17 protein-coding genes and 1 pseudogene are annotated in these 16,449 nt (G+C 51.7%); 10 read left to right on the top strand and 8 right to left on the bottom strand.

All coding sequences use genetic code 11. The annotated features are described in order from the left end of the window. The first annotated feature begins 40 nt into the window (after positions 1-40). On the top strand, positions 41-403 hold the full coding sequence (symE, locus tag AFK67_RS02860) for an endoribonuclease SymE (RefSeq protein ID WP_007732186.1): 363 nt from the start codon (positions 41-43) through the stop codon (positions 401-403). A 33-nt stretch (positions 404-436) separates the two neighbouring features. On the opposite strand, the gene AFK67_RS21495 is transcribed toward symE, so the two are convergent. Next, a complete protein-coding gene (locus tag AFK67_RS21495) occupies positions 437-601 on the bottom strand; it encodes a YjiS-like domain-containing protein (RefSeq protein ID WP_071602791.1) in 165 nt (54 codons plus the stop codon). 176 nt (positions 602-777) lie between these two features. Between AFK67_RS21495 and AFK67_RS02855 the strand changes: the two genes are divergently transcribed. Both AFK67_RS02855 and AFK67_RS02850 read left to right on the top strand, forming a co-directional pair. Beyond that, positions 778-2,196, top strand: a complete 1,419-nt coding sequence (locus AFK67_RS02855) for an aminotransferase-like domain-containing protein (protein ID WP_007732189.1) — start codon at positions 778-780, stop codon at positions 2,194-2,196. A 52-nt stretch (positions 2,197-2,248) separates the two neighbouring features. Continuing rightward, a complete protein-coding gene (locus tag AFK67_RS02850; protein WP_032967644.1) occupies positions 2,249-3,514 on the top strand; it encodes a DUF445 domain-containing protein in 1,266 nt (421 codons plus the stop codon). A gap of 6 nt (positions 3,515-3,520) precedes the next feature. Here the strand turns inward: AFK67_RS02850 and AFK67_RS02845 are convergent, their stop codons facing one another. Then, positions 3,521-4,015 (bottom strand): DUF2569 domain-containing protein, encoded by a 495-nt coding sequence (locus AFK67_RS02845; RefSeq protein ID WP_007732194.1) that lies wholly within the window; start codon positions 4,013-4,015, stop codon positions 3,521-3,523. A 185-nt stretch (positions 4,016-4,200) separates the two neighbouring features. Between AFK67_RS02845 and AFK67_RS02840 the strand changes: the two genes are divergently transcribed. From AFK67_RS02840 to gldA, 3 genes are all read left to right on the top strand, one after another. Continuing rightward, positions 4,201-4,452, top strand: coding sequence for a MarR family transcriptional regulator (locus AFK67_RS02840; protein ID WP_032967647.1), 252 nt, complete (start codon positions 4,201-4,203; stop codon positions 4,450-4,452). Next, a complete protein-coding gene (locus AFK67_RS02835) occupies positions 4,442-4,714 on the top strand; it encodes a hypothetical protein (protein ID WP_007732200.1) in 273 nt (90 codons plus the stop codon). Before AFK67_RS02840 ends, AFK67_RS02835 begins: the two co-directional genes overlap by 11 nt. A gap of 190 nt (positions 4,715-4,904) precedes the next feature. Further along, positions 4,905-6,008 (top strand): bifunctional L-1,2-propanediol dehydrogenase/glycerol dehydrogenase, encoded by a 1,104-nt coding sequence (gene gldA, locus AFK67_RS02830; RefSeq protein WP_007732203.1) that lies wholly within the window; start codon positions 4,905-4,907, stop codon positions 6,006-6,008. Between the two features lie 110 nt (positions 6,009-6,118). On the opposite strand, the gene AFK67_RS02825 is transcribed toward gldA, so the two are convergent. From AFK67_RS02825 to AFK67_RS02810, 6 genes and pseudogenes are all read right to left on the bottom strand, one after another. Continuing rightward, positions 6,119-6,445, bottom strand: coding sequence for a DUF1493 family protein (locus AFK67_RS02825; RefSeq protein WP_007732205.1), 327 nt, complete (start codon positions 6,443-6,445; stop codon positions 6,119-6,121). After that, positions 6,439-6,612: pseudogene (locus AFK67_RS23610) on the bottom strand (STM2901 family protein); the annotation flags it as partial. The gene AFK67_RS02825 and the pseudogene AFK67_RS23610, both read right to left, overlap by 7 nt. 91 nt (positions 6,613-6,703) lie before the next feature. Further along, complete coding sequence (locus AFK67_RS02820; protein WP_032967645.1) at positions 6,704-7,126, bottom strand: putative T6SS immunity periplasmic lipoprotein; 423 nt, start codon at positions 7,124-7,126, stop codon at positions 6,704-6,706. Further along, a complete protein-coding gene (locus AFK67_RS02815) occupies positions 7,113-7,649 on the bottom strand; it encodes a type IV secretion protein Rhs (RefSeq protein ID WP_032967646.1) in 537 nt (178 codons plus the stop codon). The genes AFK67_RS02820 and AFK67_RS02815 overlap by 14 nt, the downstream gene beginning before the upstream one ends. A 217-nt stretch (positions 7,650-7,866) precedes the next feature. Then, positions 7,867-8,169: a helix-turn-helix domain-containing protein gene (locus AFK67_RS21485; RefSeq protein ID WP_071602793.1), complete on the bottom strand. Its 303-nt coding sequence runs from the start codon at positions 8,167-8,169 to the stop codon at positions 7,867-7,869. Positions 8,170-8,316: 147 nt separating this feature from the next. Beyond that, complete coding sequence (locus AFK67_RS02810) at positions 8,317-9,324, bottom strand: restriction endonuclease (RefSeq protein ID WP_007732207.1); 1,008 nt, start codon at positions 9,322-9,324, stop codon at positions 8,317-8,319. 990 nt (positions 9,325-10,314) lie between these two features. Here AFK67_RS02810 and AFK67_RS02800 point away from each other — a divergent pair. The 4 genes from AFK67_RS02800 (at position 10,315) to brxC (ending at position 16,432) form a co-directional block, all read left to right on the top strand. Beyond that, a protein-coding gene (locus tag AFK67_RS02800) for an IS3 family transposase (protein WP_085958808.1) occupies positions 10,315-11,435 on the top strand; the annotation gives its coding sequence in 2 pieces (ribosomal slippage) (positions 10,315-10,573 and positions 10,573-11,435; 1,122 coding nt in all). Between the two features lie 142 nt (positions 11,436-11,577). Next, entirely contained in the window at positions 11,578-12,180 is a 603-nt protein-coding gene (gene brxA / locus AFK67_RS02795) for a BREX-1 system protein BrxA (protein ID WP_085958813.1), read from the top strand. Beyond that, positions 12,177-12,779, top strand: a complete 603-nt coding sequence (gene brxB / locus AFK67_RS02790; RefSeq protein ID WP_007729761.1) for a BREX-1 system protein BrxB — start codon at positions 12,177-12,179, stop codon at positions 12,777-12,779. The genes brxA and brxB overlap by 4 nt, the downstream gene beginning before the upstream one ends. An 11-nt stretch (positions 12,780-12,790) precedes the next feature. After that, the gene (gene brxC, locus AFK67_RS02785; RefSeq protein ID WP_007729758.1) at positions 12,791-16,432 is read left to right on the top strand and encodes a BREX system P-loop protein BrxC; all 3,642 of its coding nucleotides are present in this window, start codon (positions 12,791-12,793) and stop codon (positions 16,430-16,432) included. Positions 16,433-16,449 lie beyond the last annotated feature (17 nt).

Here is a 16,449-nt window from a genome sequence, read left to right as displayed (position 1 = left end):
ATTTTGCAGGCTGCCTTTACCGCCCGTTTAAGGAGGAACTATGTCGACGTTATCCCTGCTCCCTGAAGCATTACCTGAGGCGCTGGCATTACCCGCGCCCGCCGCACTGGCCGCGCCGCGCCGCATTCGTGTGAGCTACGCCAGCCGCTTTCATGACGGCGTGAACCTGGCCGCGCTGACGCTTCGCGGTAAATGGCTGGAGGAAGCCGGGTTTACTACTGGCACCGATACCGACGTGCGGGTCATGCCCGGTTGTATCGTCATCACCGCGCGCCCGCCGGAGCCGGAAGATCCGCCCCTGCTGAAATCGCTGCGCCGCGTTTGCAAGCTCTCTGCCCGCAAGCAGCAACAGGTGCAGGAATTTATCGATGTCATTGCCAGCAAGCGTAAAAAAACCCAATAACCGCGCGGGCGCAGTACCGCCCGCCTCGGCGGATTAACGCATGTCATCGCGTCGCAGCCCGACATCGCGCAGCTGCTCATCGCTCATGCGGCCCAGTACCTGGCGCGCGCGGGCACGCGCCCGCCAGGCTTTCCAGGCGCGCCATAACAGCGTAAAGCCGATGAACGGCTGGCGGGGTCGGTTTTCATGAAATTCCATCGTCGCTCTCCTGTTTAACGCAGAGCCTTATGATGGTCGCGATCGCCGTTAACAATACAGATTCAAAAAATATCTTTGTTGACCATACAGAATAGCGACACAGACGGCTGAAACGAGTATTCTGCCGCTATCTGTACTGGTTTAAGTATCTGTACTATATCGAGGGAGCATACAGCATGACGCGTTATCAGCATCTGGCCAGCCTGCTGGCGGAGCGTATCGAGCAGGGTCTTTACCGTCACGGAGAAAAACTGCCGTCGGTGCGCAGCCTGAGCCTGGAACATGGCGTGAGCATTAGCACGGTGCAGCAGGCGTATCAGGTGCTGGAAAACCAGCAGCTCATCGTGCCGCGTCCACGTTCGGGGTATTTTGTCGCGCCGCGCAAAATGCAGCCTCCGGAGCCTGCGATGACCCGCCCGGTGCAGCGCCCGGTTGAGGTGACGCAGTGGGATGAAGTGATGACGCTGCTTGATGGGCGCAGTGATAAAAACCTGCTGACGTTCGGCGGCGGCGCGCCGGATATCTCGCATCCTTCGCTCAAGCCGCTGTGGCGGGAGATGAGCCGCGTGGTGCAGCACAATCTGCAGGAGGTGTTCAGCTATGACGATCTCGCGGGCAGGCAGGAGCTGCGTGAGCAGATAGCGCGCCTGATGCTGGATGGCGGCGCCAATATCACCGCCGATGAGCTTATTATCACCAGCGGTTGCCACAACGCGCTCTCTGTCGCCCTGCTGGCCGTCTGCAAGCCCGGCGACATCGTTGCCGTGGAATCGCCCTGCTATTACGGCACCATGCAGCTGCTGCGAAGCTTTGATATCAAAGCAATTGAAATTCCGACCGATTCACAGACCGGCATCAGCGTCGAAGCGCTGGAGCTGGCGCTGGAGCAGTGGCCCATCAAAGGTGTGATCCTGGTGCCCAACTGCAATAATCCGCTCGGTTTTATCATGCCTGAGCCACGCAAACGGGCCGTGCTGGCGCTGGCGCAGCGCCACGACATCGTGATTTTCGAAGATGATATCTACGGCGAGCTCGCCACCGACTACCCCCGCCCTCGCACCATCAACTCATATGACATCGACGGGCGCGTCGTGCTGTGCAGCTCGTTTACGAAAACACTCGCCCCTGGCCTGCGGGTCGGCTGGATAGCGCCGGGGCGTTACCGCGAGCGCGTGCTGCAGATGAAATATGCCGCCAGCGGCACCAACGTGCCCGCCACGCAGCTTGCGGTGGCGGCGTTTATCCGCGACGGCCATTACCACCGCCACCTGCGCCGGATGCGCCTGCACTATCAGCGGCAGATGGAAATCTACACCTGCTGGGTGCGCGAGTACTTCCCGTGCGGGATTTGCGTCACGCGGCCTAAAGGCGGCTTTATGCTGTGGATAGAGCTACCGGAGAGCGTCGATATGGTCTGTGTGGCGCGCCAGCTCACGCGCCTGAAGATCCGCGTGGCCCCCGGCTCGCTCTTTTCCGCCTCGGGCAAATACCGCAACTGCCTGCGCATCAACTGCGCGCTGCCGACAAGCGAGCGTCACCAGCAGGCGCTGAAGCAGGTTGGCGAGGCGCTGCATCATGCGATGGAAGAGAGCTAAGCTTTGGATAAATCTCCTGTCGCAACATCCTGACGGGTTATATGCTTAACGCATGGAAAAATTAGCTGAACTTAAGCGCACCAAGCGTATTGCGCTCGCGCTGCTGCTGACGGCAGCGGCCACCTTTGTCACCACACTGTTTCTGCCGCCCGGCTTCTGGGTCAGCGGCGTTAAGGCCATCGCAGAGGCGGCGATGGTCGGCGCGCTGGCGGACTGGTTCGCCGTGGTGGCGCTGTTTCGCCGGGTGCCGATTCCGTTTATCTCGCGCCACACCGCGATTATTCCGCGTAAAAAAGATCGTATCGGCGAGAACCTCGGGCAGTTTGTGCAGGAGAAATTCCTCGATACCGACTCGCTGGTGGCGCTTATCCGCCGCCATGAACCGGCGCAGCTGCTGGGCCAGTGGCTTAGCCAACCCGCGAACGCGCAGCGCGTGGGCCAGAACCTGGTGCAGGTGATGAGCGGCTTTCTGGAGCTGACCGACGATACCCGCATTCAGGGCCTGTTAAAGCGGGCGGTACATAAGGCGATTGATAAGGTCGACCTCACCCAGACCAGCGCGCTGATGCTGGAGAGCATGACCAAAAACAACCGACATCAGGTGCTGCTGGACGCCCTCATCGGCAGGCTGATTCGCCTGGTACAGAAGCAGAGCACGCGCGACTTTATCGCCCGTCAGATTGTCCACTGGTTACAGACCGAGCATCCGCGCAAGGCGAAAATTCTGCCGACCGAGTGGCTTGGCGAACACAGCGCCGAACTGGTCTCCAGCGCCGTCAATTCGATGCTCGACGACATCAGCCACGACCAGGCGCACCAGCTGCGCCTCGCCTTTGATCGCATCACCGCAGAGTTTATCGACAAACTGAAAAGCGACCCGGAGATGGCCGCCCGCGCCGATGGCATTAAAGCGTACCTGAAAGAGGACGAGGCGTTTAACCGCTACCTCGCAGAGCTGTGGGGCGACCTGCGCGGCTGGCTGAAGAACGACATGCAGGCCGAAGATTCCCGCACGCGCCAGCGCATCGCCGATGCCGGACAGTGGTTCGGCGAATCGCTGATGAACGACGACGCCCTGCGCGCCTCGTTCAATGAGCATCTCGAACAGGCCGCCACCAGCGTCGCGCCGGAGTTCGCGACCTTCCTCACGCGTCACATCACCGACACGGTAAAAAGCTGGGACGCGCGCGAGATGTCGCAGCAGATAGAGCTCAACATCGGCAAAGATTTACAGTTTATCCGCATCAACGGCACGCTGGTCGGCGGCACCATCGGGCTGGTGCTGTATTTGCTGTCGCAGATACCGCATCTGCTGTAAGCCCGCTTAGCGCACAAACACCTGGCCGATGCGCGGCGATTTCAGAAAGTACGGGAGCCAGCACGTAACGCCGATGGCCGCCGTCAGAACGCTGCGGATGCTGGCGTTATCCCAGGTCGCGCCGAACAGACTTACCGGCAGCACGGCGAACCAGAGCGCGCTCACCACACCCGCCAGATAGTAAATAACCATCGCGCGGCGCGTCTGGCGTTTACGCTGAAAGAACTGCCAGCTCGCGTAGGCGGTAATGCCAATCAGCACCAGCAACAGCGCCGCCGCGCCCGCCGCATACCAGGTAATAATGCCCGAGCGGCTGAAATACGCACTTATCGCGCTGACCAGATCAAACAGCTCTACGGGAAGAAAAATAAGGCTGAAAATAAGCCCGGCGGCTGGCAGATACAGCAAGCCGTTAATTTTACAGGCTTCAGTTTCTTCGCATGCGTCGCATAATCCCGACGCTTTGTTCGGCTCATTTTCATTGCACTGGATACACTTCATTTTCTTTCCCTGTTAATTTCACTTAAATCAAAAAATGGTGGAGTAATAATGAGAGACTGCGGGTAGCATAACGCAAGCGAAGAGCGTGGCGAAGGGGATCAATGCGTGGAGGGGTTAATGAATGGAGGTCGTGCCGCATTAACGAGAGTGCGTTATTCCCCCGGCGCATTGCCAGAGACAGTGAAATGACGATGACAAATAATGAATTTAATGTCTTACGCGTAATGGCTGAAAAGGACATCGCCTGGACATGGATGATGCTGGATCGCACTCTTGCTCTGCGCGGCATTGCAGGGTTTGGCAATGTTGCGAATATAGTGACCCGCCTTGTAAAAATGGAAATGGTTGAGACGGTGTATGACGAGAGCACCTCAAAGCCTCGTTATCGTGTCTCAGAACAAGGTCATCAGTTATTAAGAAAACCCCATGATGATTGATAATGCAGAGTTAAATATCCTCAGGCTGTTAGCCTCCCAAAAAGAAGTCAACTGGACCTGGTATAATCTCGATCGCGCCATGACCCGTCGGAATATGGAAGGCGTGGGTCATGTCGCAAGGCTCGTACATCATTTATACGAGGCAGGGTTCGTCGACATAATACCGGCGAACCCGGCGGGTATGGACTACTATTCTGTTTCAGAAAGCGGCATAAAATACCTGGCAGCGCTTCGTCAGCAAAACGCAGCGCCAAATAATTAAGTGATGACGGCAGTAACGTTTAATAAAAACACTTTCTCGTGTTTATTACCTGCCCGCAGGCCTGGCGCGATCGCATCTCCTTAGATGTAGCGCAACAAATTATCATTCGCCCGGCGGTAGAGTCAGGGATTGAGAAGTCTGAGCAGGACAAGGAAACACATCCGTTAACTCATTCTGAAGGAGAAATGGTATGGACCGTATCATTCAGTCACCCGGTAAATACATTCAGGGCGCAGGCGTGCTCGCCCGCATCGGCGACTATTTAAAACCGCTGGCCGAACGCTGGCTGGTCGTCGGCGATAAATTCGTGCTCGGGTTTGCAGAAGAGACACTGCGCCAGAGCTTTAAACAGGCCGAACTTAACGTTGAAATCGCGCCCTTTGGCGGCGAATGCTCGCAGAATGAAATCGACCGCCTGCGCAAGCTCGCCGACAGCGCCCACTGTACCGCCGTGCTCGGCATCGGCGGCGGTAAAACGCTCGATACGGCAAAAGCGCTGGCGCACTTTATGGCAGTGCCGGTCGCTATCGCGCCGACCATCGCCTCTACCGACGCGCCCTGCAGCGCCCTTTCGGTTATCTACACCGACAACGGCGAGTTCGACCGCTACCTGATGCTGCCGCACAACCCGAATATCGTTATCGTCGATACGCAGGTCGTGGCGGGCGCCCCGGCACGCCTGCTGGCGGCAGGCATTGGCGACGCGCTCGCCACCTGGTTTGAAGCGCGCGCCTGCTCGCGTAGCGGCGCGACCACCATGGCGAGCGGCAAATGCACCCAGGCCGCGCTGGCGCTTGCCGAGCTGTGCTACAACACGCTGCTTGAACAGGGAGAAAAAGCGATGCTGGCGGCTGAGCAGCACGTCGTCACCCCGGCGCTTGAGCGCATCATCGAGGCTAACACATATCTCAGCGGCGTCGGCTTTGAAAGCGGCGGCCTCGCGGCGGCGCATGCCATTCACAACGGGCTTACCTCCATTCCGGACGCGCATCATTACTACCACGGCGAGAAAGTCGCCTTCGGCACGCTCACCCAACTGGTGCTGGAAAATGCGCCGTCAGAGGAGATTGAAACGGTTGCCGCGCTGTGCCACAGCGTCGGGCTGCCGATTACGCTCGCACAGCTCGATATCAAAGAGGATGTGCAAACCAAAATGCGCATGGTGGCGCAGGCGGCGTGCGCGGAGGGCGAAACCATTCACAACATGCCGGGTGATGTCTCGCCCGATCAGGTCTATGCCGCGCTGCTGGTCGCCGACCAGTACGGCCAGCGCTTTTTGCAGGAGTGGGAGTAAGCGCGGCGAGTCGTGTTTTGAAGCATATTGACTGGAAAATCCCCGCTGCGGCGGGGATTTTTATGGGAGGGTAAGTGTAGGGCTTTTATCAATTGTACTTATTTCAGCGTTTATTCATACAACCAGCGACCAGCTCTGGCAGAGGCGATTAACATTCCTATGGTGAAATCCGGCACTGGAATAGGCTCTGGTTTCTTAAAAATATTCCATGAGAAAGGCGAGTCGGGAAAATAGGTTGTTATCGTAAACCCGGCGCGATCAACGTTAAATGTGGTAAAAAAGTCATCCATTAAATCTTCTATTTCCGCCTCGTCTATTTGCAGATCGGTATCTAAATCCGTTTCCGGCGTTAGCGGGACGTCCTTCCCCGTAAAGAGATACGTACCGGCGTAAGGCCGAATAAGTTCGTAGATCTGCTTTTCGAAGTTGTCTACCATATTTTGTCATCTCCTCTGGCGATAGCGTTGTAATCGCGTATCGTACAGAAAATAATTTGTGATACATCTGCCGACAAAATAATAACACCGGGCAAAGGAATCGTCCGGCCAATGAAAGGGGCGCTGTTGCGAACCATCACCCGGCGCGCTGTCCACGGCGTATAACCACATGGTCGTGTTGTTAATCTGGCTGGCTGGCATGAAAATAGTCGTGGTGCGAAAAGAAAAACACCGCAGTAAGTGACTCTCAATAGTTAATCAGCCATTGCGCCTATATGAGGTCAACCTGAAGCTGCCATTCTCATTCTGCTCCAGTGAGAAGCTCACAGCATACGTCTTGCCCGGCTCAGTAGCGTTCTTTTCTGTTTGATAAAAAGCCGCATACCTGTTGCCAGGCTTAAACTCAAAACCAAAGGTGGGAAGACACTCCCCGTGAGCAACGACGGGCTGCTGCGCATAACGACTAAAAGTTTTATATATCTCCTGCCCGGTCCCGTTGCTTATATGTACAGAAAATATTTTTTCACCCGTACCGGCTGGCGTAGTAATACATACCCGATTGCCGAGCAGTCTGACCTGTGCAGGCTCCTCAACAGGGACAGGATCCATTGGGCCTGGGCAGCCACTTAACAGAAATGCCATTGCAACTAACGTATATTTAGTCATCTTATCCGCGTCCATAAATAATTTTCCTATAAAGCATTGGCACATCTTTTAAAAGGTCTACTCCCCTGTAATTCCCTAATCGATTTGGTCTTTGATTATCCCGCCAAACTTTCATTCCGTAGGTTAATAAAAACCAGTAGTCTGCGATTATTGCTGCCTGCTGTTCGAGGGTATAGTCCGTAATTTTCTCTTTATCAAGCCTGTACGTATAATCAGCAGCCCAGCTAAACGACCCGCGCAATCTAACCCATCTGCCGGTCTGGTGCTGCCAGACATGTCCCATCTCGTGAATAAATAAGTGTTTAGAGCCTGGAGTAACCGATACGTCTGAGTAGTCAGCTGCATATTTCTCTTTTCTGAACCACAATTCACCGTTTGGCGTCATTGCAAATCTGGTACTCTGCAACCCAAAAGGTAAATAACTATCGCAATGTATCCATACCCGGCTATACACAATGCTATGCCCAAAAAAACGCTTTGCCATTGCGATTTCGCCAAGCGTCATCAACCTTAATGATCCTTCAACATCGTTTTGCATCGTCTTGTCCCTGAAACGCAAATATGATTTTGCAGTTATTATTTACCAGACAAGAGAGAGAAGTAACGAGGGGGATATTAATTCATTCAATAAAGAACCATTACAAAAATTCGCAATTCCTTATTAATCAAATAAAAATTTCATTGATTAGATAAAATCTGAAGTTTTCATTTTCGGATAATTAATTAGGGGTTGCTTTAATTCAGCTGAAAAAATCTTATTTAATATGACTCAGGATGGTATATTTAACGTCTTGATCAAGCAGCTGCCAGCGAAGCAACAACTCCGCAAGCTCATCATCCTCAGTGTAAAAGTAAGCCAGCGGTACTGCTAAAGCGTCCGCCAGTTTGCGTGCGATTTCGATACTTGCCTGATGAACGCCCTTTTCGTAGCGGTTGATACGTGCACTCGCGACGAACTCATCAATCCCGGCCAGGATGCCAAGCTTCTTCTGAGAAAGGCCCTTCGCTTCACGCGCCGTTTTCAGGCGTTTGCAAAAGACAGTTGGAATACACCCAATAGATTGATATCAATGTTGTTTATAAGAAGAGATAAATAGTTATACCCGCACTTGTACCCACAAGTTAAAATCCGTACAAAAAATAGACATTGCAAGTGGGTATCAAGCCATACCAGTAGAACACCGATATGGCTATCAAAGCAAGATTCAGGCAGGCAGGAAAGTTTTCTTCAGAGGCACCAAAAGTTTGGTCTCAATATCCACTTGCTCATAGTTCTCAATAAGCGCACGGACGAGATCATCAAGCGTCCAGAGCGTTAGTGGTATCGTCGAACGGTCGGCTTCATATCGAGCATCTTTTGTAAAACCACCGGTACTGACATAAAGCCCGCGATCGTCTTTATGGCGACCGCCGATAAAGCTGCGGATCTGTTGGCTTCCCATTTGTTCTCTACGATGTTTTACCTCAACGACGATACGTGGATTCTCAAATCCAAATCCATCAGGTGATGCGATGATATCCTTCCCACGATCTGGACCCACAGGAGACACCTGTGTTTTATATCCCATGCTGCGTAAAACTCCTGCAACCAGATACTCCATCTCCTTCGGATCGAGCCCATTAACTCGATCTTTAATACCTTCACGCGCCAACGACTCCACATCGCGGAGCGGATCAGAAACGACCTCATCTTCATCCATCGCAATTGGATTCTGTGTAATCACATCTACAGGGGGTTTCTTATCCTGCAAAAGCTCTTCTAGCGCATATTCTGGAAGCTGGAAAACCGTCAGCGTAGAACCCAATGTATTCTTGGTAGCAACAGACAGTCGATCGCGATCAATTTCTTGAGTATTCCATTTAACCTGTCGAGCGATTCCCATCCCCTCTTCCACCCATTCAGGATGATATTGGAAATCTGAAGTAACTTTGCCTAGCAAATAAGTACGGTTGGCTGGCGAATAGGTAATAACCCAATCACCCTTTTGGATTTCGTTCACAAAACGCCAGACCTGCGATGCACCAGAACGCGCAGTTCCCAGCTTTGTTAATGGATCTGCCTCCTGGTATAAGGCGAGTAACTGAGCTCGGGACAGGCCGGGTTTGACTAATGGAGCCAGCTGAGACCAACCGATGCCTACAATTTGCTTATCGCGAAAATCGTCATAGAGTTTGCCGCCGTCACCACGGATCATCCACATTCTGTTGCCCATAGCCGTCCCTTCATGAGGAAAAGAAATTAAGCTGGATCATAAGTTTGTTCGCCGCATGCGTCAAAACCTCCATAGCGACTGCCTAATAGTACCGGATAACGTTACGCGATGATGTGGTTAGTTAAAATTAAATTATCATTTTTCATAACATTCCGCCCATACAAGAAAAAGCATTAACCAACATCCATTATTTTTATAAGGAGTAAATAATTAAGGCAGAAATGTGAATCAGCGAAGCCACTTGTAATATCTACAAAAATGCATTAATGCTTTTATTTTTTTAATAAGCCAGTTGTCTTTCTCAATCGTAGGATATAGACACCCACAGTTATGAGAAATTTCATTGCCAGTTGAACCTCTTAATATCAATAAGAACCTAGCCGTAATTTTCCATTAGAAAATTCACGGCATTAACCAAAGCAATACCGGTATAGATATGCCCTGCATTACCGTTTCATTACTGAATAGTGTATCGCTCAGTGTCAAGCTATAATGTTCTTCCAACAGACATAGCCCCGCAGCTAGCGAAAATACCGCCATATATAGTAGTTAGATAGTTAATGGCCCCAACTATCTAATGTATCTTTATGAACTTGCCAGAGAATAATTTTTTCGTGAATAGTTACGCGCTATAATTATGCCTGTCGCCTCTACAGCTGTCTGTACGGATGTATAGATAATGAAGCATATGGATAGCAGGAGTTCGTACTCGCGTATAATGCTCTCCAGCCAGTTCGACAAAAGAAGCCTGTTAATATCGCGATTTCCGATGCGGTGTCGGTGCTGGATTTGATTTCAGCAGATGAATTCCACTACCTGGTAAGGCATGGCATTATCGGCGTTACTTCTATCCATGCCTACTGGAAATTCACAAGTACCGCCATGCGGGTGAGGCATAAATGCTCTTCATTAGAGCCGCTGACCTGCTCCCCGTTGATTAATACACCGCGATGTTAGTAATGTCTTCATAAGCCACATGAGGACATCCCCATGAAGAAGCGTTTTTCCGACGAACAGATCATCAGTATCCTCCGCGAGGCTGAAGCCGGGGTTTCTGCCCGTGAGCTCTGCCGTAAGCACGCCATTTCCGACGCCACCTTTTACACCTGGCGCAAGAAGTATGGCGGTATGGAGGTGCCCGAGGTTAAGCGCCTGAAGTCGCTTGAGGAAGAGAACGCCAGACTCAAGAAGCTGCTTGCCGAAGCCATGCTGGATAAGGAGGCGCTTCAGGTGGCTCTGGGGCGAAAGTACTGACGACAGGCCAGAAGCGGGAAGCCGTTGAGTTTATGTGTGATGCAACCGGTCTGTCGCAACGTCGAGCCTGCAGGCTTACAGGTTTGTCTCTGTCGACCTGCCGCTACGAGGCTCAGCGTCCGGCGGTTGATGCGCATTTATCAGAGCGCATTATTGAGCTGGCACTGGAGCGCAGGCGTTTTGGCTACCGCCGCATCTGGCAATTACTGCGCCGTGAAGGCCTTCAGGTTAATCACAAGCGCGTGTACCGTCTTTATCATCTCAGCGGGCTGGGCGTAAAACGCAGACGACGTCGTAAAGGACTGGCAACGGAACGTCTGCCGCTGCTCCGCCCGGAAGCGCCCAACCTGACCTGGTCGATGGATTTCGTCATGGACGCACTGGCCACCGGTCGCAGGATAAAGTGCCTGACCTGTGTGGACGACTTCACGAAGGAGTGCCTGACAATTACCACAGCATTCGGGATTTCAGGCGTTCAGGTCACGCGTATACTGGACAGCATTGCACTGTTTCGAGGCTATCCGGCGACAATAAGAACTGACCAGGGGCCGGAGTTTACCTGCCGCGTACTGGATCAATGGGCCTTTGAGCATGGTGTTGAGTTGCGCTTAATCCAGCCGGGCAAGCCAACGCAGAACGGATTTATTGAGAGCTTTAACGGACGATTTCGCGATGAATGTCTGAATGAGCACTGGTTCAGCGATATCGTTCACGCCAGGAAAATCATTAATGACTGGCGGCAGGATTATAACGAGTGTCGTCCACATTCGGCACTGAATTATCAGACGCCATCAGAGTTTGCAGCACGGTGGCGAAATGAAAAATATGAAGATAAACAAACCGACATTACTAACTGACGGTTGTATCTAATACTGGGGGCAGGTCACCGCTGCCTCTCACAAATTGTCTTTTCCCATGGCATCCGGCCCCTCCCCCTATTACAATCATTGTTTGTTTTTTCGCGAGCTGCATAGCAGTCTTCAGAGGATAGAAATGACGATGAAAAACGACAAGACATGGATTGGAGACCTGTTAGGCGGGCCGCTGATGAGCAGGGAAAGTCGAATCATCGCAGAACTCATGCTTACCGATCCTGATGAACAAACCTGTCAAGAGCAGATCGTTGTTCATAACATTCTACAAGCCTCCTCTGCGAATACGGCGAAGCGCTATGCCACAACCATAAGACTACGCCTGAATATGCTTGATAAAACGGCGTGGTCACTTATTGCGGAAGGGAGCGAGCGCGAGCGTCAGCAATTACTGTTTGTCGCCCTGGTGCTCCATTCGCCAGTTGTCAAAGACTTCCTGGCAGAAGTAGTGAATGACCTGCGTAGACAGTTTAAAGAAAAGCTCCCTATGGATAGCTGGGATGAGTTTGTGACCAACCATCTTCGCCAGCAGCCCGTACTCACCAGTTACTCAGATTCATCCATAAAAAAAATGGGTAACAACCTGGTCAAAGCGCTGGCTGAAGCGGGTTATCTGGATACGCCGCGCCGACGCAATCTCCAGTCAGTGTTTCTTTTACCAGAAACTCAGGCAACCTTGCAGCGCCTCGGGCAACAGGAATTGGTTTCTATTCTGGAGGGCCAACGGTGATCGATCCCGTGCTTGAATACCGCCTGTCACAGGTTCAGAGCCGCATTAGAGAAGAGCGCTTTCTCAAAAACAACGGCTCCGGTAATGAGATTGGGTTCTGGATTTTTGATTATCCTGCTCAGAATGAGCTGCAGGTACGTGAACATCTCAAGTATCTGCTCCGTAATCTGGAAAAGGACCACAAGTTCGCACACCTCAACATCTTTCAGATCATTATCGAAATGCTCACCGAACGTGGGCTATTTGAGCGCGTCTGTCAGCAGGAAGTGAAAGTCGGTACCGAAGCGCTGAAAAAACAACTCGTTGGCTTGTTAAATCAGAAAAAAATCGCGGATTACATAGCAAAAAAAGTCGATCTTAAAAATCAAGAGTTTGTCATTCTGACGGGCATGGGTAATGCCTGGCCGCTGGTTCGTGGCCATGAGCTGATGAGCGCCTTGCAGGACGTGATGGGTTTTACCCCTCTGTTGATGTTTTATCCGGGAACCTATAGCGGACACGACCTCTCTCCGTTGGCGGGCATTGATTCCCGAAATTACTATCGCGCCTTCAGGCTGGTACCCGAAAGCGGGCCTGCGGCGACATTGAATCCTCGTTAAAGAGCACAGCAATGAATATTGAACAGATCTTTGAAAAACGTCTGGACCGAAATATTAATGGTGTTGTAAAAGCCGAGCAGACGGACGATGCCAGTGCCTGGATTGAGCTTGATGAATACGTCATCACCCGGGAACTGGAAGGACATCTTCGCCATTTCTTCGAATCTTATGTTCCGGCAACCGGTCCGGAGCGCATACGCATGGAAAACAAAATTGGCGTATGGGTTTCAGGATTCTTTGGCTCAGGTAAATCGCACTTTATCAAGATCCTGTCATATCTATTGTCTAACCGTAAAGTCAGTCATAACGGTACGGAACGTAATGCATACTCCTTCTTTGAAGACAAAATCAAAGATGCTCTGTTCCTCGCTGATATCAACAAAGCGGTTCATTACCCGACGGAAGTGATTCTGTTCAATATTGATTCTCGCGCTAACGTCGATGATAAAGAAGACGCCATCCTTAAAGTCTTCCTGAAGGTGTTTAACGAACGGGTTGGCTACTGTGCTGATTTTCCGCACATCGCTCATCTGGAACGTGAGCTGGCTAAACGCGGCCAATACGACGCGTTTAAGACCGCATTCTCCACTATCACTGGTTCAAGCTGGGAAAAAGAGCGCGATTCCTACTATTTCATCAGCGATGAAATGGCAGAAGCCCTAAGCCAGGCCACAGGTCAAAGCGTTGACGCCTCGCGTCAATGGGTGGAACAGCTGGATAAGAACTTCCCATTAGATATCAATAACTTTTGCCAGTGGGTCAAAGAATGGCTGGATGAAAACGGCAAAAACATCCTCTTTATGGTGGATGAAGTCGGCCAGTTCATCGGTAAAAATACGCAGATGATGTTGAAGCTGCAGACTATCACTGAAAACCTGGGTGTTATCTGTGGTGGACGCGCATGGGTTATTGTTACCTCCCAGGCGGATATCAATGCGGCCATTGGCGGTATGAGCAGCCGCGATGGACAAGACTTCTCTAAAATCCAGGGCCGTTTCTCTACGCGTTTGCAGCTTTCAAGCTCTAACACTTCCGAAGTTATCCAAAAACGTTTGCTGGTGAAAACCGATGCTGCAAAACCCGCGCTGGCTAAAGTCTGGCAGGAGAAAGGCGACATTCTGCGTAACCAGCTTGCGTTTGACCCTACAACCACTGCTTCTTTGCGCCCTTATACCAGTGAAGAAGAATTTATTGATAATTACCCGTTTGTCCCGTGGCACTACCAGATCCTGCAGAAGGTTTTTGAATCTATCCGGACCAAAGGTGCCGCCGGTAAACAGTTAGCCATGGGTGAACGCTCACAGTTAGAAGCATTCCAGACTGCGGCGCAGCAAATCGCCCCGCAGGGTCTGGATTCTCTGGTGCCGTTCTGGCGTTTTTATGCCGCGATTGAGAGCTTCCTGGAACCGGCTGTAAGCCGCACCATCACTCAGGCCTGTCATAATGGCATTCTTGATGAGTTCGATGGCAACTTACTGAAAACGCTGTTCCTGATCCGCTATGTCGATGTGCTGAAAAGTACACTCGATAATCTGGTCACCCTTTCCATTGATACAATCGATGCTGATAAAGTCGATCTGCGCCGTCGCGTTGAAAAAAGCCTGAATAAGCTGGAACGGGAAATGTTGATTGCACGTGTTGAAGACAAATACGTGTTCCTGACTAACGAAGAAAAAGAGATCGAGAACGAGATCCGCAATGTTGAAGTCGACTTCTCTGCGATCAACAAAAAACTGGCTTCGATCATCTTTGATGACATTCTGAAAAACCGGAAGTATCGCTACCCGGCAAATAAGCAGGACTTTGATATCAGCCGCTTCCTGAACGGGCACCCGTTGGATGGCGCGATGCTTAACGATTTGGTGGTGAAAATCCTCACGCCAAAAGATCCGACCTATACGTTCTATAACAGCGATGCAGCCTGCCGTCCTTATACTTCGGACGGTGATGGCTGTATTTTGATTCGCCTCCCTGAGGAGGGGCGCACCTGGACCGATATTGATTTAGTTGTCCAGACAGAAAAATTTCTCAGGGACAACGCCGGGCAGCGTCCGGAACAGGCCAGCTTGCTTTCAGAAAAAGCCCGCGAAAACAGCGTTCGCGAAAAAATGCTGCGCGTCCAGCTAGAGTCGCTTATTGCCGAAGCGGATGTCTGGGCGATTGGCGAGCGCTTACCGAAGAAATCTTCAACACCGTCCAGCATTGTAGATGAAGCCTGCCGTTATGTGATTGAAAACACGTTCGGCAAATTAAAAATGCTGCATCCCTATAACGGTGAAATCGCGCGTGAGATTCATGAACAGCTTACGTTAGAAAATGATACAGAACTGGATCTGGGTGATACAGAAGAGTCCAATCCCGACGCCATGCGCGAGGTGGAAACCTGGGTCAGTATGAACATTGAGTACAATAAGCCTGTCTATTTACGCGATATTCTGAACCACTTTGCCCGTCGTCCTTATGGATGGCAGGAAGAAGAAGTGAAACTGCTGGTTGCTCGTCTGGCGCGCAAAGGTAAATTCAGCTTCAGCCAGCAGAATAACAATATCGAGCGTAAACAGGTGTGGGAGCTGTTCAATAACAGCCGTCGCCACAGTGAGCTGCGTCTGCACAAAATTCGTCGTCACGACGAAGCGCAAATTCGCAAAGCTGCGCAAACCATGGCAGAGATTGCCCAGCAGCCGTTTAGCGAACGTGAAGAACCTGCCCTGGTTGAACATATTCGCCAGGTCTTCGACGACTGGAGGCAGGAGCTGAATGTCTTCAGAGCGAAAGCGGAAGGTGGAAACAATCCCGGAAAAGAGGAGATTGAATCAGGTTTGCGTCTACTGAATTCCATTCTGAGTGAAAAAGAAGATTTTGCCCTGATAGAGAAAGTCACCAGCCAGGCCAATGAACTGCTGGATTTCAGTGAAGATCGTGAAGATTTGGTCGATTTCTACCGCAAGCAGTTTGCGACCTGGCAAAAGCTGGGTGCTGCGCTGAATGGCAGCTTTAAATCCAACCGCAGCGCGCTGGAAAAAGACGCCGTGGCGGTAAAAGCGCTGGGTGAACTGGAAAGTATCTGGCAGATGCAGGAGCCTTACAAGCATCTCAATCGCATCACGCCGCTGATTGAGCAGGTGCAGAACGTCAATCACCAGTTAGTGGAACAGTACCGCCAGCATGCCATGGAGCGTATCGACGCCCGCATCGAAGAGAGCCGCCAACGCTTGCAGGAAGCACATGCCACCTCAGAGCTGCAAAACAGTGTTCTGCTGCCGATGCAAAAAGCCAGAAAACGCGCTGAGGTCAGCCAGTCGATTCCGGAAATTCTGGCGGAACAGCAAGAGACGAAGGCGCTGCAAACGGATGCAGAGAAGAAAATTAACCAGTGGATCGACGAGCTGCGTAAAAAGCAGGAAGCCCAGCTACGAGCCGCGAGTGAAGTAAAACACGCTGCCGAGTCGCAACAGACCTATGTTGTGGAAGAGAAACCCGTTATCCAGCCGGTACCGAAAAAAACGCATCTGGTGAACGTCGCCAGCGAGATGCGCAAAGCCACCGGTGGTGAAGTGCTGGAAACCGCCGAGCAGGTGGAAAAAGCGCTTGATAGGCTTCGTGCTGCTCTGCTGGCAGCCATTGAGGCAGGTGACCGGATTCGTCTTCAGTAACCCCCATTTCAGGGCAG

Origin of the sequence: Cronobacter dublinensis subsp. dublinensis LMG 23823, from assembly GCF_001277235.1 — a bacterium.
GTDB classification, from domain to species: domain Bacteria; phylum Pseudomonadota; class Gammaproteobacteria; order Enterobacterales; family Enterobacteriaceae; genus Cronobacter; species Cronobacter dublinensis.
The sequence above is the reverse complement of the archived record's forward strand: the minus strand, read 5'-3'. Positions and strand labels throughout refer to the sequence as shown.